At 32.9% G+C, this 23,333-nt stretch carries 25 protein-coding genes and 3 pseudogenes; 2 read left to right on the top strand and 26 right to left on the bottom strand.

From position 1 onward, the window contains the following. Window positions 1-30 precede the first annotated feature (30 nt). From BLV79_RS09300 to BLV79_RS09250, 12 genes and pseudogenes are all read right to left on the bottom strand, one after another. On the bottom strand, window positions 31-1,239 hold the full coding sequence (locus tag BLV79_RS09300) for a PucR family transcriptional regulator (RefSeq protein ID WP_074718372.1): 1,209 nt from the start codon (window positions 1,237-1,239) through the stop codon (window positions 31-33). A 42-nt stretch (window positions 1,240-1,281) separates the two neighbouring features. Then, window positions 1,282-1,770 carry a DUF6630 family protein gene (locus BLV79_RS09295; protein WP_074718370.1) on the bottom strand — a complete coding sequence of 163 codons (489 nt, stop codon included), beginning with the start codon at window positions 1,768-1,770 and terminating at the stop codon, window positions 1,282-1,284. Between the two features lie 22 nt (window positions 1,771-1,792). Further along, entirely contained in the window at window positions 1,793-2,344 is a 552-nt protein-coding gene (locus BLV79_RS09290) for a GNAT family N-acetyltransferase (RefSeq protein WP_083354532.1), read from the bottom strand. Window positions 2,345-2,534: 190 nt separating this feature from the next. Beyond that, window positions 2,535-3,263, bottom strand: a complete 729-nt coding sequence (locus tag BLV79_RS09285; protein ID WP_074718368.1) for a MerR family transcriptional regulator — start codon at window positions 3,261-3,263, stop codon at window positions 2,535-2,537. Between the two features lie 128 nt (window positions 3,264-3,391). Further along, complete coding sequence (locus BLV79_RS09280) at window positions 3,392-3,940, bottom strand: GrpB family protein (RefSeq protein ID WP_074718366.1); 549 nt, start codon at window positions 3,938-3,940, stop codon at window positions 3,392-3,394. Window positions 3,941-3,944: 4 nt separating this feature from the next. After that, on the bottom strand, window positions 3,945-4,469 hold the full coding sequence (locus BLV79_RS09275; RefSeq protein ID WP_074718364.1) for a cysteine hydrolase family protein: 525 nt from the start codon (window positions 4,467-4,469) through the stop codon (window positions 3,945-3,947). A gap of 103 nt (window positions 4,470-4,572) precedes the next feature. Beyond that, on the bottom strand, window positions 4,573-4,977 hold the full coding sequence (locus tag BLV79_RS09270) for a GNAT family N-acetyltransferase (protein ID WP_027430934.1): 405 nt from the start codon (window positions 4,975-4,977) through the stop codon (window positions 4,573-4,575). A gap of 9 nt (window positions 4,978-4,986) precedes the next feature. Continuing rightward, window positions 4,987-5,301 (bottom strand): annotated as a pseudogene (locus BLV79_RS09265) (GNAT family N-acetyltransferase); the annotation flags it as partial. After that, window positions 5,265-5,468, bottom strand: a complete 204-nt coding sequence (locus tag BLV79_RS09260) for a hypothetical protein (protein WP_242871457.1) — start codon at window positions 5,466-5,468, stop codon at window positions 5,265-5,267. The gene BLV79_RS09260 and the pseudogene BLV79_RS09265, both read right to left, overlap by 37 nt. 206 nt (window positions 5,469-5,674) lie before the next feature. Continuing rightward, window positions 5,675-6,490, bottom strand: coding sequence for a GNAT family N-acetyltransferase (locus tag BLV79_RS09255; protein WP_083354530.1), 816 nt, complete (start codon window positions 6,488-6,490; stop codon window positions 5,675-5,677). Window positions 6,491-6,609: 119 nt separating this feature from the next. Next, on the bottom strand, window positions 6,610-6,801 hold the full coding sequence (locus tag BLV79_RS12590) for a hypothetical protein (RefSeq protein ID WP_143470243.1): 192 nt from the start codon (window positions 6,799-6,801) through the stop codon (window positions 6,610-6,612). A gap of 287 nt (window positions 6,802-7,088) precedes the next feature. Beyond that, window positions 7,089-8,099: an Abi family protein gene (locus tag BLV79_RS09250; protein ID WP_074718360.1), complete on the bottom strand. Its 1,011-nt coding sequence runs from the start codon at window positions 8,097-8,099 to the stop codon at window positions 7,089-7,091. Between the two features lie 534 nt (window positions 8,100-8,633). Here BLV79_RS09250 and BLV79_RS09245 point away from each other — a divergent pair. Next, complete coding sequence (locus tag BLV79_RS09245) at window positions 8,634-8,840, top strand: IS3 family transposase (RefSeq protein ID WP_083354529.1); 207 nt, start codon at window positions 8,634-8,636, stop codon at window positions 8,838-8,840. On the opposite strand, the gene BLV79_RS09240 is transcribed toward BLV79_RS09245, so the two are convergent. From BLV79_RS09240 to BLV79_RS09175, 14 genes and pseudogenes are all read right to left on the bottom strand, one after another. Beyond that, entirely contained in the window at window positions 8,826-9,194 is a 369-nt protein-coding gene (locus BLV79_RS09240) for a PadR family transcriptional regulator (RefSeq protein ID WP_074718358.1), read from the bottom strand. The genes BLV79_RS09245 and BLV79_RS09240 overlap by 15 nt on opposite strands. 1,042 nt (window positions 9,195-10,236) lie before the next feature. After that, a pseudogene (locus BLV79_RS13300) lies at window positions 10,237-10,812 on the bottom strand (manganese efflux pump MntP); the annotation flags it as partial. Between the two features lie 380 nt (window positions 10,813-11,192). Beyond that, window positions 11,193-12,041, bottom strand: a complete 849-nt coding sequence (locus BLV79_RS09230; RefSeq protein WP_074718354.1) for a formyltransferase family protein — start codon at window positions 12,039-12,041, stop codon at window positions 11,193-11,195. After that, a complete protein-coding gene (locus tag BLV79_RS09225) occupies window positions 12,042-13,220 on the bottom strand; it encodes an aminoacyl--tRNA ligase-related protein (RefSeq protein ID WP_083354528.1) in 1,179 nt (392 codons plus the stop codon). It abuts the gene before it with no gap. Window positions 13,221-13,233: 13 nt separating this feature from the next. Continuing rightward, a complete protein-coding gene (locus BLV79_RS09220) occupies window positions 13,234-15,507 on the bottom strand; it encodes an FtsX-like permease family protein (protein ID WP_074718352.1) in 2,274 nt (757 codons plus the stop codon). Next, window positions 15,507-16,202 (bottom strand): ABC transporter ATP-binding protein, encoded by a 696-nt coding sequence (locus BLV79_RS09215; protein WP_074718350.1) that lies wholly within the window; start codon window positions 16,200-16,202, stop codon window positions 15,507-15,509. Before BLV79_RS09215 ends, BLV79_RS09220 begins: the two co-directional genes overlap by 1 nt. A 14-nt stretch (window positions 16,203-16,216) precedes the next feature. After that, window positions 16,217-17,179, bottom strand: a complete 963-nt coding sequence (locus BLV79_RS09210; RefSeq protein WP_074718348.1) for a hypothetical protein — start codon at window positions 17,177-17,179, stop codon at window positions 16,217-16,219. Further along, a complete protein-coding gene (locus tag BLV79_RS09205; protein ID WP_074718346.1) occupies window positions 17,166-17,402 on the bottom strand; it encodes an acyl carrier protein in 237 nt (78 codons plus the stop codon). The genes BLV79_RS09210 and BLV79_RS09205 overlap by 14 nt, the downstream gene beginning before the upstream one ends. A 13-nt stretch (window positions 17,403-17,415) precedes the next feature. After that, the gene (locus tag BLV79_RS09200; RefSeq protein ID WP_074718344.1) at window positions 17,416-19,230 is read right to left on the bottom strand and encodes an AMP-binding protein; all 1,815 of its coding nucleotides are present in this window, start codon (window positions 19,228-19,230) and stop codon (window positions 17,416-17,418) included. A 9-nt stretch (window positions 19,231-19,239) separates the two neighbouring features. Next, complete coding sequence (locus BLV79_RS09195) at window positions 19,240-20,253, bottom strand: 3-oxoacyl-ACP synthase III family protein (RefSeq protein ID WP_074718342.1); 1,014 nt, start codon at window positions 20,251-20,253, stop codon at window positions 19,240-19,242. A gap of 218 nt (window positions 20,254-20,471) precedes the next feature. Then, window positions 20,472-21,098: a DNA/RNA nuclease SfsA gene (gene sfsA, locus BLV79_RS09190; protein ID WP_074718340.1), complete on the bottom strand. Its 627-nt coding sequence runs from the start codon at window positions 21,096-21,098 to the stop codon at window positions 20,472-20,474. Between the two features lie 248 nt (window positions 21,099-21,346). Continuing rightward, window positions 21,347-21,661 (bottom strand): hypothetical protein, encoded by a 315-nt coding sequence (locus BLV79_RS09185; protein WP_074718338.1) that lies wholly within the window; start codon window positions 21,659-21,661, stop codon window positions 21,347-21,349. A gap of 10 nt (window positions 21,662-21,671) precedes the next feature. Then, the gene (locus BLV79_RS09180) at window positions 21,672-21,992 is read right to left on the bottom strand and encodes a helix-turn-helix transcriptional regulator (protein WP_074718336.1); all 321 of its coding nucleotides are present in this window, start codon (window positions 21,990-21,992) and stop codon (window positions 21,672-21,674) included. A gap of 138 nt (window positions 21,993-22,130) precedes the next feature. Beyond that, window positions 22,131-23,036: a ParB/RepB/Spo0J family partition protein gene (locus BLV79_RS09175; protein ID WP_074718334.1), complete on the bottom strand. Its 906-nt coding sequence runs from the start codon at window positions 23,034-23,036 to the stop codon at window positions 22,131-22,133. 99 nt (window positions 23,037-23,135) lie between these two features. Between BLV79_RS09175 and BLV79_RS09170 the strand changes: the two are divergent. Continuing rightward, window positions 23,136-23,333, top strand: a pseudogene (locus BLV79_RS09170) (helix-turn-helix domain-containing protein); the annotation flags it as partial.

The following is a 23,333-nucleotide window of genomic DNA, read 5'->3' as shown; positions in this document are numbered from 1 at the left end:
GAATATTCGCTTTTTTATAATTACAATGGTCTAACTTAATTTTCGCCATTTTCTGTAATCTCGAATTATGAATGCAAGTTTTATCGAAATACAATTTTCAACTGTATCGAAATCATAGCCTAAAACTTCATGAATCTTTTTCAAACGATAATTCATTGTGTTTCTATGAATGTACATATCCGCAGCAGTTTCTTTAACATTGCAATTATGATGTATATAATTTTCTAAAGTCTCACATAAATTACTTTCATTTAATTCATCAGCACGAATCAATGCTCCAATATGGTTTTCAACAAATTGATCCAATAATCTTACATCTGTAACACTTGAAATCAAAGTATACACACCCTGATCTTTATAAAAATGTATATGATTACTTGAGTTTTTAGATTGCCTTGCAATTCTAATTGCAGCCGCTGCTTCTTTTCGACTTATTTTTATATCTTCTAAATACTCTGTTTCATTTCCAACTCCTATTTCAACAATCACTTGAAAATTCTTTTCTATTATATCTAAAATACGTAACAATATTTTTTTTGTTTTTTTTTCGCCTATTTTTTCAATCGGATATAGTAATAAAACACTATCCATTTGGGGTAAAATCAATATTTTTTCAAAAGAAGACAACTCCATATTTATAATTCTTTTTATTTTTTGACCTAAATCAAGCATGCTTTCATCATTTGTGCTGTTTTCATTTTTTTTAAAAGCTATCTCAACAATAGATAATTTTCCTGTCATACAAACATTTAACGACTTAGCTTGCGACAAAATATTATCTTTATTAATATACTCCGAATTTAAAATTGATGAAAAAAGCTGTTCCATAGAACTTCTATTACTTTCTTCTTTTACCAACTCTTGACACAAAATCTGGGAGAGATCAATCAGTGGAAACTCCTCTGGTAATTCGAATAATGGAAGATTATTATTATTACAATATTCAATCAACTCGTCTGAAATCTGCCCTTCATTAATTCCTAACGCTGCAATATCATTTTCCTGCATGGTACTAACTAAAGTCATGAGCTTTGTATTATTATCTGTCACACTTCTATTTGTCAAAATCACAAATTCTCCACCGTGTATGTAATTGGTTATCTTATATTCTCTCTGCACACACTCTAGACAATCTGCAAAATAAATCCATCGTATAACATGATTTAATCCTTTTTCTCCAGCTTTTAGACTTAAAACATTATTCAATTTTTTTAAATTCATCATATCTTTACAATTCACTTTTTCTCACCACCAAGTTTTCCCACAAATATTTTTTCCACACTATAAATTCTGTGTTAAATCAATCCTTTTATCTACTTTATTTGCTTCGAACTGAAGCTGTTCGAAAGTGCCCTTTTTACATACAAAGATTACGTAACTATCACTATCTATGTCAAAGCAAGCAAGCACGTAACCAAATTTTGTCCACACCGAGTTGATAGACTCTGCCCAATCAGGAATACTATCATCCTCATTTAATGATTCAACCTCAACCTCTAATCCGTCTGGAAGAATTTGTTCTAAAGCATACATAAACTCTCCTAATTCTTCCTTCCAGTCTAATTCCCAAGCCTTGTTTTCCCCAATCATCTCATATACTATACAGAACCAGATAACACTATCTTCGTCCTCGTAAAATTCATCATCAATTATATCCCACTCTGTCTCTAAATTCTCTTTATAATATCTAACGGGTTCTTCTAAAAACCACTGCTTATCCTCTGGAATTTCCAGCAAATCAGCAATTTTTTTATATATTTCTTTTTTCATAGTCAATGTATCCTCCCCATGTTCAGTTTTTGGCCACTCCAATAGCTTCATCTGTCGCCTTATTAACTTCTTCTTTCTCAATCTCGTTTATCCTTGTAAAATACTCTTTATCATTTTCATGATGAATGTATGCTCCATTTTTTATCTGTACACGAAGGCTTGCCGGATTATCCTTATTTACGCTCATATATATTTCATGAATGCACATTTGTCTTGCTTTTGTAAGAGTAAGCTCAAGTCCTTTAGTTGCATATCCTTTTCCACGATATTCCTTTGAAATACAATAACCTATATGACCAGGCCCCTCTCTTAAAAAATCATTCAGACAATGCCTTAAATTAAAAACTCCGACGTAAACTCCTTTGTCAACGAGCACATATGTAGTATCTGGAACAAATCCTTCCGGCAACTCTTTCCCCATTGACCATTTTCTCTTTTTTTCAATCCATTCAAGAAACTGTTCATAACTATAACCGTAAACATTATTCATATACCCGTTTTCATTTTCCGAAAAAGACATATAAAGCTCATATGTTTTTCGATAATTTGAATCCTGCACTCTTACTAATTCCATAACAAATTCCTCCGTATATTATAAAGGTGTACTAGAATTATTGTAGAATATATAATTCTATAATTCACCTCTTTTTGCACTCATATTTTTTTTATTTATAAGTATAATCATATTTTTTTGTGTGTCAATAAATGACCTAAATATATACATTGATGGAGCTATCATATTAATGATAATTAAAACAATCGGATTATCGGTTGCAATAAATCTTGATTGCCTGATAGGTAAATTCAGCTGTTCCAGTTCCACCCATCTTGTCAATGTTCTCTGTGAACTCACCGCCACCGGCATACATTTTGCCAAGACCGAAGAGGGTTTCATCGGTACAATTATAAAAATAATCCGTTATAAAGTTCTGCAATTTCTTTACCTGGTCCTGCACCTCTTGTGAAGCAGGGTTCTTCTCTTTCATTGTCCCGAACTCTTCAAAGACCTTCATGAGATCTTTCATAATCTCCTTTTCATCAGCCTTCGTCCTACTCTTACTCTTTTCTTCATATTCCTTATACTCCGGTGTGGATTTCCACTGCTCCTTGGCCTTCTGGGAATACTCCTCAATCTTCCTTGTATCAAATGCTTTAAACTCCAAATTCTTCACTCCTCTCATTTTTAAACCCCGGCACATATTGATCAGATTCTCTATGTGTTCCTTCTTTAATTCAAGAAGTTCCATCTGCTGATCAAGTGCCTTTTTCTTGTCAAAATCAGATCTGGTTACGATATCCTTGATATCTTTAAGCGGAAACTCCAGCTCTCTAAACAATAAAATCTGCTGCAATCTTTCTAGCGCTGCATCGTCATACAGCCTGTACCCTGACTCCGTATACTCTGTCGGCCGCAAGAGCCCTATTTTGTCATAATACTGCAAAGTGCGTCTACTCACTCCTGTCAGCTTACTTACTTCATTTACTGTCTTCATGACTATCATCTCCTTAACGTTTGATTACATTGTAATCTATTACGTTACGTTATAGTCAAGTTAAAAAATAATTTTTTTTCAAAAAAAGAGCCGATCTCTCGACTCTTCTCAAAAATTTCTTATCCTAATCAACTATGCTTATGTTCACATATATAATTGCCCTCTGTGCGAAATACAATAACCGAGTATATTTTTTCTATCAGCGGTGTTTTATATTCAATATATTTATCAATATCTTCCGGATAGAGTTTTGCTGCTTCTGTCTTTACTTTTCCGTATTCATTCACAACTTCAGGATGCATTCTGAGATAATCCCTGAATGCTAAATGTCTCTTCAATTCCAATGAGTCCTCTGGGCACACATATAAATGATGTTGCTGTAAATGCGCTTTGCCCTCATATGTGAAAGCTTCTCTCCCAGGTATTCCAAGATTCCCTTCATGAATATATCCAATACTATTCAAAGCTAATACAACATCATTAATCTTCTCTTTTTTCACAACAACATCAATATCTATTATTGGCTTAGCCGCCAATCCTTCCACTGAAGTGCTGCCGACATGTTCGATAGAAATAGCAAGGCCTTCTAGCGCCTGCTGAATCTCATTTTTTATATCAATAAAGTCCTGCTTCCATTTTTTATCATATGGAAGTACAACAACATGTTTTGTTCTCATCAAGCTATTCCTCCATCATTTTAATTGCATCATCCAAAGAAATACAGTCAGCAAATCTCTTTGGCCACATCATTTCATTGTAATATTTATAAGTCGTTTCGCCATCCATGTAATCATTATCAAACGTAGAGTTTGTTCCCTTTGGAATGATTACTCTGTATCCTCTTTCAAATGCTGATTTCACAGAGGCATCAATACAAAAGTTAGTCTGAAGTCCCACAATCATAAGTACCTTGTCTTTCTGTTTATCAAGATACGTGGTAAGCTCTTTATTTCCAAAACAACTGTTAATCTCTTTTACAAAAATTTTCTCACCTGCTTCTGGAGCAACTTGGTCAGCTATCTCAAAATCAACATCACCAATGGAAAATCCTGTCCCCGGACCATCATCGTGTTGAACATAAATAACCTCAATGCTATTCTTCCTTGCAGCATCAATGATACTGGTCACATTCTTTAAGAAGCCAGCAAAATCATATAATCTTTCGTCCGTAATCCCTTTTTGTATGTCTATTACAATAAGCTTCACTTGATATCCCTCCAAATCTTATCTATAGTAACCATGATACATTTAGCTATAATTCAATGTTTTTTAACCAATCCATCCTCTTTAGCGCGTATTTACCGCATTTTTATGTCCATAAAGATGTTATAAACATTGGCGATGCATCATTGCTCTTTTCAAAACCACAGTTCTGGTAAAAATGCATTTCATTGTCATAAGCAATTACAGCTATTCTAAGATAATCCTGATACTTATCTTTAATCTTATTGATTAGTGTTCTGCCAATCATCTGATTGTGATATTCTGGATTAACTAACAAATAATGGACATATGCATTCATTATTCCATCATCCATGGCACAAACCATTCCGACTAATTTGTCCCCATCGTAGGCAGAAAAAACTGTGTTGAAATTTTTCATTGCAACGCATAGTTTTTCTGGATAGTGACCTGAAGACCAATTAACCGACAAAAATAATTCTTCCAGTTCATTTTTATTAAAATCATGTTTATCTGTATATTTGATATCCAACGCTGCCTCCTAAATTAATTTCATTTCTGATTCCATTTTTACAAAACCATATTTCTCATATAAAGGCCGCCCCATATCTGTTGCCTCCAATGATATTTGATATACTCCACGTTCTTTTGAAACATTAACAAGCGTATCCAAGGTTTTATAAGCAATCCCTTGTCGTCTATAGCTCGGATCTGTATACATATTCATAATGTAAGCTTTCTTGCCACTGGTATTATGATAGGTCGGCATAACATTATAAAAACTAACACCACCTGCGCCTATAAATTCACCATCTGCCATTACGAGAATTGCAAAATGGGTACCATCTGAAAATGCCTCAAAGCATCCTCTATCACCTTAACTTTTTCCTCCGGACATCCCGGTTGTCTGCTATCCCCAGATTTTGGCTTATTATAATTTTCTCTTTCTATAATCCCATGCTTTGCTTCACCTGAGCTATATTCAGATTTGTCACATGAAATCCATAGTGCTCCTGCACCCATTCCTCAATTTCCTTGTATGTAGCCTTCTACTCAGCACTTGTAGCATCAATCTCATCCAGATTAATCTCTATCTCAATATGATCATCTGGCTTTTGTTTGGACAGAAGAACTACCGTCTCGACGTACGCTTAGTTGAGCAACACCTTACCACCAGCTTCAGCGTCATAATCTACGCGGAATTTAAATCGAATTCACTGCGAGTTAGATTAACCAATCGTACACAACTTGCCACGAAGGACATAGCCTATCTTCTCATAACAGGCATTTGAAGCCGTATAATCAGCATCGGTATAAAGCATCGGTACATATCCTGCTTCCTTCACTTTCATCGTAACCTGATAAACAAGGTTTTCCGCATAATGTTTTCTGCGATACTCGGGGCGTGTGAACACAAGGTTTATCGATGCCATATCTACGGCTGGCGCATACTTACAGCTTGCTACGCTCCGCCCCTTTTCATCCTTCCAAAGATACATATTCCCTGTATTGATAAAAAATTCTGCATCTTTCCTGTAACCATTATTATCCTTTTGATCAATGCCAATTTCATCGTGGAACACTGCCAGAAACTCTACTACCTCTTCTAAGTCTTTCATCTCACAATGGTAAATCTCTCCCTCTGCCTCTGTTTTCGGTTTGACAGGGTTAAGACAATCATATGCAAACATATTTGTGGAGATTTTCAACTCTAATCCATCTTCCGCCGCTCGTATTATGAAATACTCTGCAAGAGAATACTTAATGTTAAAATGATATTCTCCGGTGAGTAACTTTTTTTCTTTGGCTAGCTGATATGCCTTTTCCATTTCTTCTTCTGATGCATCATCTGCTGTCCATATCCAAACCGGGAACGGATGTCCCGTAAAGCAAAGGATCATCCGCTCATGGTCAGACAGCAGCAGCTTACATTCTCCGCCCATAATTCGCCTAAGAACAAAGAAAATGTATTTGTCTGCTTCTAAAAGCTTGTAGTCTCTTTCATCAACATAAGAATCCATCACGGTTTTATCAGTACCTCCCATCTGTCGTTACGATTACCGTTCTCTCTGCGGATCAGTCCTTTTTCCTGCATCTCAACTGTTCGTCTTTTAATAGTTCTCTCGGATTTTCCCGTAAGCTCCGCTATTCTCTTTTGAGTTGGTTAAGGTTCTTCATGTAAAACCTTTATTATTGCTATTTCCTCAAGCGACATTTTCAAAGTGCCCTTTTGGCTCTTTGAGCTTGGCACATTGGCACTTTGAATTGCACCTTGTTCCCTATAATCCACATGAACAAATCTATTCTTCAATTCATTCTGATACCCCATCAGAAGATTTTCGAAAAATCGCTCCAAATATATTGTATTAGCGATGATTCCCTTGCCTAGATCATTATAATTAGCTCTGGCGTTGGTTGATACATTCGCCGATTAATTTACTATATAAAGCAAAAAAGCCATGCACAAGCATAGCGTCTTCAGGAACTCCTTCTACACATGGCAGATGAGCTAATATTAAAAAACACCTGCGTTACCGCAAGTGCCTTTCAACCAGAATACATCTAGTTATCTCTATATTAGTATATTACCACATCTCCAAATTTATTACAATAGAATTCGAAAATTTTATGGGATTATTTACATCAATAATTTTCAAATTCGTGGTACGATATATCAGTTTTAGGAAGATTTTTCAAGGTTTCTAAATCATTCAAATTTTTGATACCCATCTTACCTCTGACATTATCAAATGCATTCGTCGAAACATCTGCCTGCAACTTTAATAACATCTTCTGAAGTTCCCCCATCATATCCTTAAAATCCTTATCGGTCAAGTAGTATTTGAAATAAACCAATAAATCCATTATTTTCTTATCTTTGTCCTTAAGATATGTTGAACGAAGGCTCCTAAAATATCCCTCAAGAATTCTTCCGCTATTTTTAGCATTGCGATCAGGAATCTGCTTTATGCAATACACTCTTTCATTATGCGCACATGAATTTCTAACCTTCCTTAGCCAATGCAAACTACCAATAAGTAGCTTCACATTATAATATCCCGCATCATCCTTAAGATCATATAACTTACATAAGGCATGTGTTACATCTGTTTTACTATTGCTAAGCACATCAATAAACGTAGAAAAATTTACAACCTTAATCATAATCCATGTTGGTATAGTCTCATGATTATTCATATAGAATCTTACGTATTCTGATCTACTACGATTCAGCTCACTATATGCCGAAGATATTGCGTTCATTTTATTCTGCAACTTACTCTTTTCAGAATATGCTTTTGCGTCATACCATGGTGTTTTTCCATTGTCATTGCACTGATCAAATTTATAACCTGTTAATGTGCGTACTTCCTCCTCAATTTGAGTAATATATTTTAATAACAGCATTCTAAGCCCATCATCAAATTTTTTAAGTGCATAAAGCCCCTCAAGTGAAGTATTTGCAATATAAATGTGATTACCATTAGTATCTTTCCCGCAAATAAAGGGCTCCTTATAGCCATTTACCAGATTAAAGTATCCCATTCTAACCAGGGTAGTCTTATCCTTGGTATTTCCACAATCAATTTTCTTTTTTTCTCGCAACTTCTTCATCTGTTGATTGTAAGTTAAAAACTCTTTATCTGCTGCCATGCAACCACCTTTCCTCTTTTAGCTATTTGTTTCATCTGAAGAATCTTTAAAATTCATCATTCTACCAGTTACTGGTATTCTTTCAAACTCCATACATATTCACTCCATAAAAGTCTATAATTACAACAATTTTGCCTCGTTATATTATAAGCGCACAAGCGCCGAAAATCAATCTAAACCTTCATAACTTTCGACGTACAGCCCTATATTCATTCGCGAACAAAATCATATAAAAATAACCTTTCAGCGTACTCTATGCGAACTACGCCAAAAGGTTGATTTTCACTACACCCGTATTCTATTATTCATTTCATGCACATATTTTACAGGCTCATTTTCATAATATGTTCTTGCAAATATAGTCCTCAAACCCGCTTAAACTGGGCATTTCTTCGAAAGCAAGCATACCGTCTCTACATATGATGTAACATTTGAGCTATTGATTTTTTTCAGACGACTTGTACTGGTATACTAAATTGGTAACACCTTGGACAGATAATATGTTATAAATAATATTATCTAGGAGGACCAATTATGTCAGCAAAGTACAATGAAGATTTCAAAAAGGAAGTAGTAGATGCATATTATAATACATTTAAAAATTGCTTTTATTATAGGTTTACATTTGATAGCGTTGAAATGTTAGACAAGATGACTAAGCAATATATTAACTGGTATAACTACGTCAGACCTCATACTCATAACAACAATTTAACACCAATGGAATTAAGATTTAGCTAATTTATCCGTCCGACTTGTTACCAAAAATGTTGACCAGTACACTTCTTTAGTTAGTTCCCATTCTTCGCATTTACTTTTATAATATTCTTTCCCGCTTTCCGTCACACGGTAGTAGGTTCGTTTCTTATCGTTGCCCCAAGGATCTGGATCTGCGACAAAGGATTCAATATATCCGTTCTTTTCCATACGTGTAAATGCAGAATAAAGAGTTGTCTCCTTGATAACGTACTTTTCTTCGGATATTTGCTTAATCCGCTTGGATATCTCATACCCATAGGATGGCTCTTTAAGCAGAATACTAAGTATTATAGTATCGTTATATCCGCGAATCACATCACTACTTATCTCACTCATATACCCTCCTTTATTATTTCTTATCTTTATCATGTTATGTTAATCATAATATGTCTATCGTACTACGTCTGTCGAAGTACTTCATCTGATAAAGTAAATATGCAACGTCTGTCGTAGGATGTCAATAACCTAAGAATATTTTTTCTAAACTAATACATAACTATCCTACTTATAACCTCTTAAAAACAATAAAAAACCCCGCAAGGATATACTTATTAATATCCTCACGAGGTTTATATTTTCTTAATTCCTATCTAAAAATAAGCACCATAAAAATGACAAATCCAATAATAAATGCAAAGGTACAACTATCATTATCCTTATCGCTAACAATTATTGGAAGCTCTTCTATTGTTGTAAAGATTAGTGCTCCACCTGCAATTGCCATTATAAATGCAAGTGTTACAGGAAATATTGTAACAATAATAAGAGTAAATACAGCAACCAAAGGAACAGAGACTCCTGAGATTATACCCATTAAGAAGGCTTTTCCTTTACCTATGCCCTTTTGCATTATTGGTAATGAAACAAATAACGCTTCAGGGAAGTTCTGTACAGCTATGGCAAGTGCTAAAAGCACTGGTGTCTGCATTGGAATCCATTCAGTCTTAATAAAATGAGCACCAAAAACTGCACCAAGAGCCATTCCTTCTGGAACATGATGAATAATCTCAGATAGCATCATCTTAGTTTCTGGTTTTAATTTAACCTTAGGTCCCTCTGTAATATCTACAAAAGCATGAGTATGTGGTACTAACATATCAAGAACAGATTGCATTAATACCCCTGCAAAAAAACAGACAAATAATGAAAGCGCTACTCCCTTTAATACTACCTTAAATCCATTTGTTGCAGGTTCTATCATTCCCCATACAGCTATTGATAACATTATACCTGAGCTTAATCCACCTAGAATCATTCTCATTTTATCTGAAAGCTCTGCCTTTTTTTGATATACGAAAAGCGCTCCTAAAACTGTACCAATTAAAGGAATTAACATTCCAAAAACAGTATCTGAATCCTTAACTGCACCTGTTGTATCAAGGGCCTCTATTAATGTCTTAAGACCAATAAAGATAAGGATTGTTCCACCCATAACCTCAGAACCAGATTTATAACGTGTTCCAAACGCATTACCGATTTTTACACCAATTGCAGAAATAAAAAATGTTATAACTGCTATTACTAACACTCCAAAGATTGTGTTAATAAGTACATTTGCTGCTAATACATTAACTGGAACAGCAACAAATGTAATACCAACCGCTAAAGCATCAATACTAGTTGCAATAGCTAGTACAAACATTGATTTAAAATCAAAGTCAGCCCTTGCATCCTCTTCTTCCTCCTCGAAAGCCTCTTTAATCATATTAATTCCAATAATAGTTAGTAATATAAAGGCTACCCAAGGAGCAACTATCTTAATCCATCTTTCAAAACGTGATCCGATTAAAAAACCTATAAAAGGCATAATACCCTGAAATGTGCCAAACCAAATTCCACAAATTAAGCCTTCCTTAATGGTTAGTTTTTTTACTGCAAGTCCCTTACATATAGATACTGCAAATGCATCCATTGCAAGTCCTATCGCTAGCAGTATCAATTCAAATAGTCCCATAGCTTTTCTCCAATCTTTATTAAACAGAGTAAAAAAAAGAGCCCTATCCAAATCAGCACTTGGATAAGTCTCGTTAATTAAGGCATTGCCAAGGAAACCCATTATGTTGACAATACCGCGCAATAAGCGCCAACTACTCCCTTATATTGATAAGGGTTTATCATTTACTTTTATTTTCGTCAATAAAGAAAATTGGCGCATTTACTGCAGGTATTTGTTTTTTATTTTATTATTCTCATAAAGCCTTCACTATTTCAGTAATATTATTAAGCAGTCTTATTATATCAATTAGAATTATTTTTTCAACAAATTTAATTTAACATGTATGTAATGCATATTACCTTCGACCTAAAACGACTCGCATAGCGGATAAAGACTGATTATATTTCTTTTATTCCTCTTAACACATAACTTCTTCCATCACTCTTTACCTTAAATAAAAGATTTCCTTTATCAATTCTTGCATATGGTTTAGTATCTTCTTTTAATATCTTATATGCTCTAAATTCGTATAATTTTCCTTGATACAACACCTTAGGTTTCCCAAGCGTATATAAAAAACCATAATCATATGCTCTTAAGAATCTATCTATCTGATCATCGGGCATATCTAATGTAATCATTCCATCACAAGGTTTATCGCTAATTTTATGATATGATCCAGTTCCTGAATTATCAAATGAATCTATACTATTATCTATAAAATTCTTCATAAACCCAAGAAATGTCTCATAACCCAGTTTCATCTGCTTGCCAAGAAGTGTAAGTGATGTTTCATTATCATCGATCTTTATTTCTTTTTGACATATAATTTTACCTTTATCTATCTTATCACTTATAATATGCCACGTAATGCCTGTAACTCTATCCCCCATAAAAATCGTATGACTTTCTACATTCATACCTGCATGAAGTGGCAGCAAAGAATTATGATAATTAATTCCAAAAAAATTTTTGTGATTAACAATATCTTTAGGGAAGATATATGTATTTACCGCACTTATCACCTTCAATTTATACTTATTGATTTTACTTTCTAGATAAGCAGTTAGTTCTTCTTTTTTTACACATTTATATTCTATATTATTATCTTTACAACCCTTAGATACTAAAGAATTATCTGAATACTTTACTTCAAAAACAACCACACTAACGCCTTGTTTCATTAATGTGGCTGCTATTTGTACTGCTAATTCTCCAGTTCCTATAACTAGATATAAGCAATCCATTTATTCTCCTAATATTTCCTTTCTTGTTATATCATCCCACTTATCAATATCAATTCCTTTTTGACAAAGTAACGCATAGCTTAGTCTTTCTATACCAAAAGCAAAACATGAACTCATACATAAGGAGTTATTTGAATGTATATTATATGTTTTTGTAAAATGTGTTCTATGGACATTTGCAGAACTTACTGCACATTCTGTATTATTATGTGGAAGATTCACCTTTAATTCCTGTTTTGAATTTCCCATAATCTGAAAAATCTTAAGCTTCTTATAGTTATTTGCAAAGAAAGAATCATTAGCTGTCTGAATTGTACAATTTAAATCAAACTTCTCAATCCAATAATTCCATAATTTTTTTGCTTTCTCTATCATATCTAGAGTCTGCTTAAGTGTTCCTATACACACATATTCCTTCATATAAAACTCATTAAGTCTTGCAAGCTCTGAAATATTTTTATCCTCATTTCTAAAACACTTCCCTGATACCAAATAAAATACAGGTTTATCTTCGCTTATCACTTTATTTTTAAGCATTGGATAAATAGGCACACAAGCTGCATGACGAAGTATGTTTTCTGGCTTTTTAAAATTAGTTATACTAAAAATTTCTGGATCACTAATACCATTTTTAGAAAATCTGTCTAACAATTCTACATTACTTTTTATATTAGTCTCAAAACATAAGTGATGCGGAAAACTTTCAAAATACAAGCCTCTTTCATATTCATCAACTGGATAAAGAATTGAGTCCTCAAGATCAATAATATCTTCAAACATTTCATGTCCAAATTCTTCTATTTTTCTATTAAAGTATCTAAAAACCTTAAGAAAAATCCCGCTATAACCATATGCACCATCAGACATTTCTACAATACTTCCACACTCTATCAACTTTTCAAAAATAGATTCTTTGTTTATTGTTTTTTTATCCGTATGATTTTCTAAAACCTTTGTTGAAACATCTCTTTTTTTCTTTACCTCATCTAAATTAAGATAGCCTCGCAAAATTTTAATTTTGTCTAATACTTCTTCGTTTTTGCCACCTTCTATATTAAGCAAAACTTTATTCTCTTCCTTCTTAATCTCGTATATGTATTCTGATACATATGTAAGCATATCCACAAATGTAGATACTTCAGCTTTTTCAATATCAGATATATCTATCTCTAAAATCATGTCTAACTCCTTTTTATTCCACAGACTTTAACGCCTCAACCATCACTATTTTCTTAATTTTTTTATTTAGCAAAATATTAACAACCAAAGTAACACCAACTACCACAAGAGTTGCAATAATATATGTCCTAAGGTTGACTATCGCTATCCATTCAAATGTATCAAATGATATAATTTTTACATAAAGTTTTAAAAATGCTCCACCTATTAACATTCCAAAAATCCAGCCAATAAGCGTTGTTATAATACTTTCTGATATGGATATACTTCTTATTTCTTTCATATAAAAGCCAAGCACCTTCATAGTTGCATATTGCCTGATTCGTTCAACGTAATTTAGAATTCCTAAATTGTATAGAATTACAACGCTAAGCATAACTGAGGCTAAAAGTAAGAGTTTAACAACAGACATGACAGAATCTGCCACAGTTTTAGTATTATTTAACTGTTCTTCTCTAGTTATGCAATTTTTAACTTCATCAAGATTTCTATAATATTCTGCATCCTTTTGATCCGTTAAAAAACTGGTTGGAATAAATTTAATTCCTGCATCCTCAAGAGCATCCTTTGAAAAAAATATTCCCTGTGGCGTTAGCGTTTTAGTTATAGCATTTACCTTTATCTCTTTAAAAGAGTCATCACCATTAACTTTAATACTAATAGTATTTCCTGCCTTAATACCTAGTTCATCTGCTAAATGTCTAGAAACTACAACACCTGCATCCTTTATATTTATCTCATTGTCATCATTATCATAAAAATGATAATAATTTCCATCCTCTAGGGCTGTTAAGATAGTCTTTTTATCCTTTAAGTCTGTCTTTATTTCAACACTATTCTCATATAGATATTGAAGTCCATCTTCTCCTTCTAACACACTACCAGGTATTTTTAATATACCTTTTATTTCATATGTAAATTGCTTAGAAAAAACATAATCATTAGAGCCGTTAATGGAATCTTTAACGCCAAGACCTGCTATCATTAAAACCATTCCACCAAGTACACCAACTATTCCCATTATAAATCGCACTTTGTTTTCAGACATATTTCTAATAGCCAATCTAAATTCATAAGAGAAATTACTCAAGAAATATTTATCCTTTAGCTCTTTTTTTACTCTGCCTTGATTTATATTTCCTCTTAATATATCTGTGGTTTCGCTTTTTAAAACTTTTCTTACAGCCAGCACTGCTGCCATACTACAGCAAATGATTATAATCGCTATAAGTATAAAACTAGAGGCTGAGAATACTAATTTCCACTCAGTTAAATAAAGCGTAGTCTTTTTCACATTTAATAAGACCTTAGAAACCGTAAGTCTGCCGATTAATAGTCCTAGCAGACCGCCTAATAATGGCGTAATAAGTCCATAAAGGGCATAGTGAAACTTAATCTGTCTAGACTTAACGCCTAACCCCTTTAATGTACCAATAACTTGAGTTTGTCTGTTAACAAGTCTAACCATTGATGTATACATAGTAAGTAAAGACAGCAAAATAAATACTAGAGAAAATAGGGTAGCCATCTTTTTCATCTGCTCTACTTCTTTTTCTACTCTAGAATATGTCGTATAATCAGCTCTTTTAGTTACTGATACAAATCTCTCTCCAAGAATTTCACTTAGCATATCGTCAGTTATCTCACTACTAGTTGTAATCTTTGCCAACGTATAATTTATTTTAGAATTTAATTTTAAAAAGGTATTATTACTAACAAAACCATATCCATATTTTTCATAATTAGGAACAGTTTCTGTAATAGCTCCAGTATAATAAATATATTCCGGTGAATGAATGGTTCCAAGAAGTGTAAGTGTCACCTCTTCACCCCAGGCGTTTAATAAATATACATCATCTCCTATATTTAAATTGTGCTTTTCAGCATAATCCTTATCAAGATAAATTCCCTCTTTATCTTCTTTATAGGTTTCTCCAGAAATAAGCGTAAATTTACTAACGTCAAAATTATTAACGGTATTTACCTCGATTTCACTCTCTCCATCAACCGTATTAAAGCTTCTCTTACATATAAGAGAAATTTCTAAATCCTCCTCTAAGTCCTTAATGTCACTAACATCATCATCAGTAATATTTGTAGCAGAAACATATAGATTTGCCATATTAGTTTCATCAACTTCTTCTTTAACAGTACTACTTAGGCCTGTCCATACTGATGCCATTCCGGAGTATATCATAACTGAAATAGTTGCCATCAAAAACACAGCTATAAACTGCGTGTAATTTTGTTGTACATCTCTTAGCATTTTTTTAATCAAGTATTTCATTACCAAACAACCTCATCTATTTCTAATGGATTCTCGTTTACAGTGTCACTAACTACCTTACCGTCCTTTACTCTAATTACCTGATCTGCAATTTTTTCAATGGCTGAATTGTGTGTTACTATTATCAATGAAATACTGTGTTTTTTTGACGTTTCTTTTAGTAGTTTAAGAATCATTTTACCAGTCTCACTATCAAGTGCTCCCGTAGGTTCATCACAAAGCAATACTCTTGGATTTTTCACAAGAGCTCTTGCAATTGCAACTCGTTGAAGTTCACCTCCAGACAAATTCTGTGGAAACAGATTCTTTCTTTTTTCTAATCCTACAGCATTTATTACTTCATCAACATCTAAGCTATCACTTACCATATCAGCTGTTATACCAACATTTTCTCGAATAGTAAGCTGTGGTATAAGATTATAGAACTGAAAAACAAAGCCTATCTTTTCTCGTCTATAATTCTCTAATTCTTTTTCCGAATACTTTGATATATCTTCTAAATCCAATAGTATTTCTCCACTTGTTACAGTATCCATTCCTCCAAGCAAATTAAGAGTTGTGGATTTCCCTGAACCTGATGGTCCAAGGATAACTGTGCACTTTCCGTCCATTATCTTAAAACTGATATCATCTACAGCCTTAATTACGGAATCTCCCATCTGGTAATATTTTTTTACATCTTTTAACTCAATCATTTTTCTCTCCCTTTTTATATGTATTTTATTAAATCAGGATAAAATTCATTTATTTCATCAAAATTAATTACCATACCAGAGCAAAGAGGAATATTATCCTCTCTTTGAAGCCCCGCCATAGTATGCTGAAAGTAATTATAGTTATTAGGAAATAGTATCAGTGAAATAGCTTGAATCAAAACTCCATAAAAAGACGAAGGTACTAAATTGGTAAAATAAAAGTTCCTATTTTTACCAACAATTCTACCTAACATCTTCCATGGACAATTAAACAATCTCATCATATTTAAAGTTACCTTTGATGCTGTATCACATGGGGTTATCTCCTTTACAAAATCATCTACCATCAATCCATTATGAAAAAAATTGCCATCTAATTTAAAGGCATCAATAGCACCAATTTTTCCGTTGCTAAGCATTTTCAGGTCTTTAGCATTAAAATGAACATTTTCTTTTAATAAATATTCATCATCATTAATTACTAATTCATCTTTTATTTCAAGTCCTGCTTCGCATTCATAGGCAACAGTTTTATTAAGAAACGATCCATAATCTAGCTTTCCATCAACTAAAAAATGATAAAACGAGATACCTGCTGCAACCACTTCATATGTATGTCTACAATGATAGTTTTTTGTGTATTTTAATATTGAAAAATCACTGTTTATATTTTTATTTAGCAAATAGGATTTTAATGTTTTATCTAAATATTTGCCTGAGCAAACCATACCTTGTGATCCTTTAAAGTTATCGTATAAAGAAATATCTTTTATAATACCGTTTGCATCAGCAATAATTTCAATAAATGTTGGAAGTTTAATATCGGTTGTTTTCATTCTTGCCATATTACATTGATAAGCAAGAATTGATACCTTATCAGCATCACGCTTAACTTCTCCTCTTATTACTCTCATAGCCAAGGTGTTATCCAAATACAATTTATCAATTTCATTTTTAAACTCGTTAATTGTCTGCATTCTCAATACACCCTATAACATACTCAATAAATTTTTTTGGAGAATCGATTAAAGTTAAGTCATTAGTATCAAACTTTACATTAAATTCGTCCTCTGTATCTGTAACTAATGAATATAGACTTAATGAATCTAATCCCAACTCTTCAAAGGATTCCACACTCAACATTTCATTTTCATCCCATCCATATCTATCTGCTATAAAATTAATTAATTTTTCTTTCATCAAGCTCTCTCCCTTATGCGAAAAGCATTTTTTTATTATCTGGTATTCCTGATACAGCCCACTTTTTAAGAACCTTTTTATCTATTTTCCCAGCTAAAATAGTTGGCATGTCGCTTATTAAATAAAACTTGTCTGGTTGCTTATAGTTTGCTAGGTTTTTAAATACATATTTTCTTATGTCGTTTTCACGGATATTTTCTCCGGGTCTAAGTACAACAAAAGCTATTAATTCTTCTCCTAGAACTTCATGTTCTTTTCCAACTACAGCTGTCGTCTGCACTTCAGGAATTTGTAAGATAACTTCCTCAATATCACTAGGATAAACATTAAATCCACCTCTAATGACCATATCTTTACATCTACCTACAATGCTTATATTTTCATCATCATAGTATCTTGCCAAATCTCCAGTATATAACCAACCTTCATCATCGATAACTTCCTTTGTTTTTTCAGGATTCTTATAATAACCATCCATAACATAGCCTTTAATTGCTAATTCTCCAATCTGACCATGCTCTACTGGTTTATGATTCTTATCAACTATCTTAATTGATACACCTGGTATCGGTCTTCCTACTGTGTTATATCTAATTTCTTCAGAATCATCATATCTTGTCATAGTTGCAACACTAGTGCCCTCTATAAGTCCATATGCATTTAGTAATCTAAGCCCTAATCTTTTTTCAATTCTTTTTGCTAATTCAGGACTGCAAAGCGACCCTGATACAACTATTTTTCTTAATCCTGTAAATCTTGCAAAATTTATCGCCCTACTATTAAGTAGCATTGTCCACATAGTAGGCTGTGTATGAAAAATAGTGTTTTCTCCTTTTGATATTTCTTGCAAAATATCATTAGTATTAAAGCTACTAATCATCTTAAACTTAGAACCTACTGAAAAGTCAATTAACATACTAAGAAAACCTTGTGCTGAATAAAGAGGAGCTATGGAAAATGGACTATCTTCACAATCTGTCCAAACCTTTGCGGTATATAAAGAGATATTTGTTACGCTATTATTTTTTAGTACGACTCCCTTTGGTACTCCTGTTGTTCCAGATGTATACGATATCATCGCAATATCTTCGCCTGTTATATTGTTAAGTTTCTCTTCTTTATCCGAATAAATATCAGAAAATTTCTTAATTTCCTTTATCTCTTCATCTAAGTTTTCCTGGCAATAATACACTTTATTTATTTTTATATTATCCTCAACAAGCGCATTATATATATCCTTAAACTTTAGTTTTCCCTGATGTTCTTTTGAAATAAAATAACAGCTATCACTATCTTTTATTACTCTAATTGCTTCATTAGTATTCCATCTAGTATTAATAGGAATAGGTATGGCGCCAATATAAAACAATGAAAAATATGACATTATATATTCCATACAGTTTTCTAGGATAATAGCCACATGGGTACCTTTATTTACACCATCTTTTATAAAACCAAAAGATAGAGTCTTTATATTTTTGTAAATTTCACCATATGTTATCTTATAGTCGTCAAAAATTAATGCTATTTCATCTTTCTTTTCACTACAAATACTGTCTATTAATTTTCTTATAGTGTTATTATCCGAGCCCTTTAACTTATTAATAGTCTCTGCTATCTTCAATGGTGAATCGAATTCAGTTAAATCGATATTTTCCAAATCAAATTCAACATTAAATTCATTTTCTAATTCAAACACCAAATTAACCAAATCAAGTGATGATAATATTCCACTCTGTGTAAATGATTTTGAAACTGGTATCTTTTCTAAATCTGGGAAATTTCTTTTTAGTAGATCTATGACATCATTTTCTGTAACAAATTCCATTTTTTCCTCCTATATTTTTAATGTAAAAAATGCCATACTTATTCCATTACCAAAACCAAGGATAACAATAGGCTTGTTACTACCAAGAACCAACCTACCCTCTTCAATGGATTTAGCTATAGCTAATGGAATCGATGCACATCCAATATTTCCGTGATTTTCAACTAAATCAACAGTTTTATCCGATGGGAGATTTAGAATTTCTACTGTCTTTAATGTCAAATACTTAGTTATTTGATGAGGTATAAAAAGTCCGATTTTGTCGAAATTAATATCGTACTTTTTAAACATTTCTGAATAAAAGTTCATTGCTCTATTAAAATTTGTCTTTATCATTTCTTTAGACTCATTTTGAAAATAAGCCTTACTAGGATCATGGGCAAAATGTGTTCCACTTCCCCATAAAACACCATCATCCCAATATTCTGATGATGTCCTAAATTCATTCTGCATACAATCCTCTTTACTACCTTCTACTGCTGTAACCACTATTGCACCACCTGCATCGCCTAGTGAAAAAGTAGCATTAGCATTAGCTATCTCCTTAGGATCGTCGTAATGCATCTTTAAATACCTACTTAATATTTCTCCTGAGCATATTAAGATATTTTTAGCTCTACCTGTCTCAATATACATATTAGCAATCTCTAATCCGCTTAAAAAAGCATTGCAGGCATTTTTTATATCATAACAATTTGCATTAATACAACCCAAATCCTCTCTTACTTTCATAGCTGTTGCTGGTTCCATAAAATCGGATGAAATTGCACAAAATAGCACCATATCAATATCTTCCGGCTTTAACTTTGCCATTTCTAGTGCCTTTCTTGACGCTCTTACAGCATAATCTGATGCATCTTCATTATCGTTTGCAAAACCTCGCTTATTTACACCACTTAATAATTTTGACATACCCTTTCTAATTTTGAATTTGTCAAAATCCATCATAGCCTCTAATTCCTCAGAGGTTACTTCTTTTGTTGGTAACTCATATCCTGCTCCAACAATTCTTAGAACCTTCATTTTGTTTCCTCCTGATGTTATTTTGTTCCGGTTAAATACAACTAACAAAAGTTATTTTAACATTTAAAGGAAGCTATGTCAATATTTTTGTGTATTTATGATAATTTTTATCAAAGAAAAAAGGAACCAGAATATAAGACGTTACCTCACATTCCGGTTCTTTACACATATCTTTACATATCTTTTATTATGTATCCTAGTTCTCTTTAGTTTTGTTATTATTCATCTATATACAATTCATCTTCTTTTACTCTACATCTAAGATAAAGAATCTCTACTCCCTCTTTTTTCGCTTCCTCAATTACTTCGCTAAAGTCTGGATCTGTTGCTTTATTGGGTAGACATATATCCACGCCTTCCATCTGAATAACAAAAGCAAGTATAGCTCTATAGCCTTCCTTTTTGGCTTTTATAAGTTCTCTTACGTGCTTAACACCTCTAGCTGTTGGAGCATCAGGAAAATATCCCACTCCATCGATTTCAAGAGTGCACCCTTTAACTTCCATTAAATATTCTTCGTCACCTTTTTTCATAAAAAAATCTATTCTTGAAGCACCATAGGTATATTCCGGTTTAACATATGTATAATCTTTGCTTTCTAACCACTCTTTAACAACTTTATTAGGTGCCTGGCTATCTATATTAAATAACATTCCATTTTTCTTTCTTGCAGCAACTAAATCATACTTAGTCTTTCTATTAGGAGAGTCTGGTGCCGTTAGATAAACACTACAACCAGGAATTAGAATTTCTCTGCATCTTCCTGTATTTTTAACGTGAACAATTTCTCTTTTTCCATCAAGATCTACTTCTGCTATAAATCTGTTTGGTCTATTCTTCAACATTTGTAATAGCCATATCAGCGCGCGCTTACTGATTTGGATAATAAAAAAGCGCCCGGCTACGTGACTTTTAAATCACGGGCTGACGCTCTTTACTAAATCTATTTTTTTCTGCAGAAAAACTGGACTCTGAGGAAGTTATTTGCTTCACTTCAGTAGATCCATTGTAATAATATCATACGGATTTTCTTTTGAAAATGCATTGCAAGTGTACTCTTAGTGCCCTTTAGATGTATCTTTAGTGCCCTATTTTAAATCATATCTAATAACACTTTTATATACATTAGAATAGTGTCTCCACAATAACGTACTAAATGTGGAAGTGCTCCTATTAATGATCCAAAGATTAACGCCTCCATAAACATTTTCCAGTCAATTGGTGACGTAAACAAAAAGCTAAAAGCCAGCAATACAAAAATTCCACCAACTAGTCCAAACACTACGCTGATGACGCCACTTGCGAAATCAAGCATAGATATAAGGACAGTTAATACTATCTGTATTGGTAAAAAAATAATCTTTAACATGAAATGGATAATGATTCTAAATAATTTTAATGCAACCATAGGCGCCCCCTTATTTACTCAACATCTGCTCCATATAACTAATTACTTCATTTTGCTCTGAACCGTTTAACTTTGAGAAAAGCTGATAATACTTTCCTAATCTTTGTATTTTGGCAGTTTCCTCATGATTATCACCATATAACAACCAGTTACTTGATACATGATATAAAGAAGAAAAATCTCGAATTTCTTCTGCTGTCACTGCTCTTTTGCCTGACTCAATCGCACTAAGGGTTGGTCGAGACATTTGCATACAACGTGCAGCATCTTCTTGATACATGCCTACTTTATTTCTTGCTTCTTTTAATCTATCGGCAATTGTTTTATCCATGTTGCACCTCCGTGTCAGCTTTTCTGACATCTTCATTATAACACATCCATTTTATTATGTCAGTATTTCTGACATACTTTTAAAAATAATTCAGACTCATGAAAATCATGAGTCTAGAATCATGATAAAACAAAATGCTTATGCTTTCTTAGACCATTGCTCTAAAAGCTGAAGGATCTGCATCTCCATTTCTCTAGCTGTTGTTTGTTGCGGAAAATACTTTTTCAAAATACTGCTATCAAATACAACTCTATTAAGTGGATTCTTCTTTTCTTCTTCCATTATTCTTTCTATAAATTCTGCAGTACATGTTCCTTCTTGGCTTGATTTTTTCAAACGCTGTGCCTGGGATAATGATGGAGTTGTTTGCGCAATCTCCATAGCTTCATAAAAATCTTTTTGTTCTTCCGGTTTCATATAAGAAATTTCTACGGCAGGATTAAATACTATTTTTCTTTCATCAACAAGCTCCAAAAGTTCTGGAATAAGACTGTTGAGTCTCACAAATCTCTGCACTGTTCTTGCACTTTCACCGGTTTGCTTTGCTAATTCTTCATCTGCACGTAACCTCGTGCCAACTTGGCACGAAGTAAGATCTGTTCGCTTTCCCTGATGCTTTAGTGCTTCCATCTTCATCTTATAGGCTTTTGCTCTTTCACTTGGCAAAATATATTCTCGTTGAAGATTAGAGTCCACCATCAAAATAGTCGCTGTATCATCATCCATTTCACGTATGATTGCTGGAACTTCTTGTTTGCCAGCCATAATTGATGCATACCTTCTTCTATGGCCAGATATCATCTCATATTCTCCATTACCATCTGGACGAATAATGACAGGAACCAACACGCCATATTCTCTAATACTATCAATTGTTTTTTTCATATCTTCATCATCTAGGACCTTAAAAGGATGATTTTTAAACTCATGAATCTGCTTTACCGGCACCATAACTATGTGTTCACCAGTCTCTTGTCTTTTTTCTTCAGTTGTAAAAATATCATCATAGCTCTTTAAGCTGATATTACTTCCTTTTCTCGTCATAGTCTAAAACCTATAAAGTTATACTTATTTATGTACAAAAAATATTAAATAAAAATGTACAAATGATATGATATATGAGTTAAACAGGAGGAACTCACAATGATTATAAAATCAGATATCATATCAGATTTAAAGATTGAATCAGTTAATGATTTATATAAATTAAAACCATTTATGGAGGAAGGCATTTTGAAAGTAAATAAAAGCCAAATAAGCAGAGAATTAGGTATAGATCGTAGAACCGTAGATAAATATATTAATGGATTTGAAAAATCAAAAACCCGTAAATGTAATAAC

The sequence above is a fragment of the Lachnobacterium bovis DSM 14045 genome (genome assembly GCF_900107245.1).
Lineage (GTDB): Bacteria > Bacillota > Clostridia > Lachnospirales > Lachnospiraceae > Roseburia > Roseburia bovis.
This window is presented reverse-complemented; position numbering and strand designations above follow the sequence as displayed.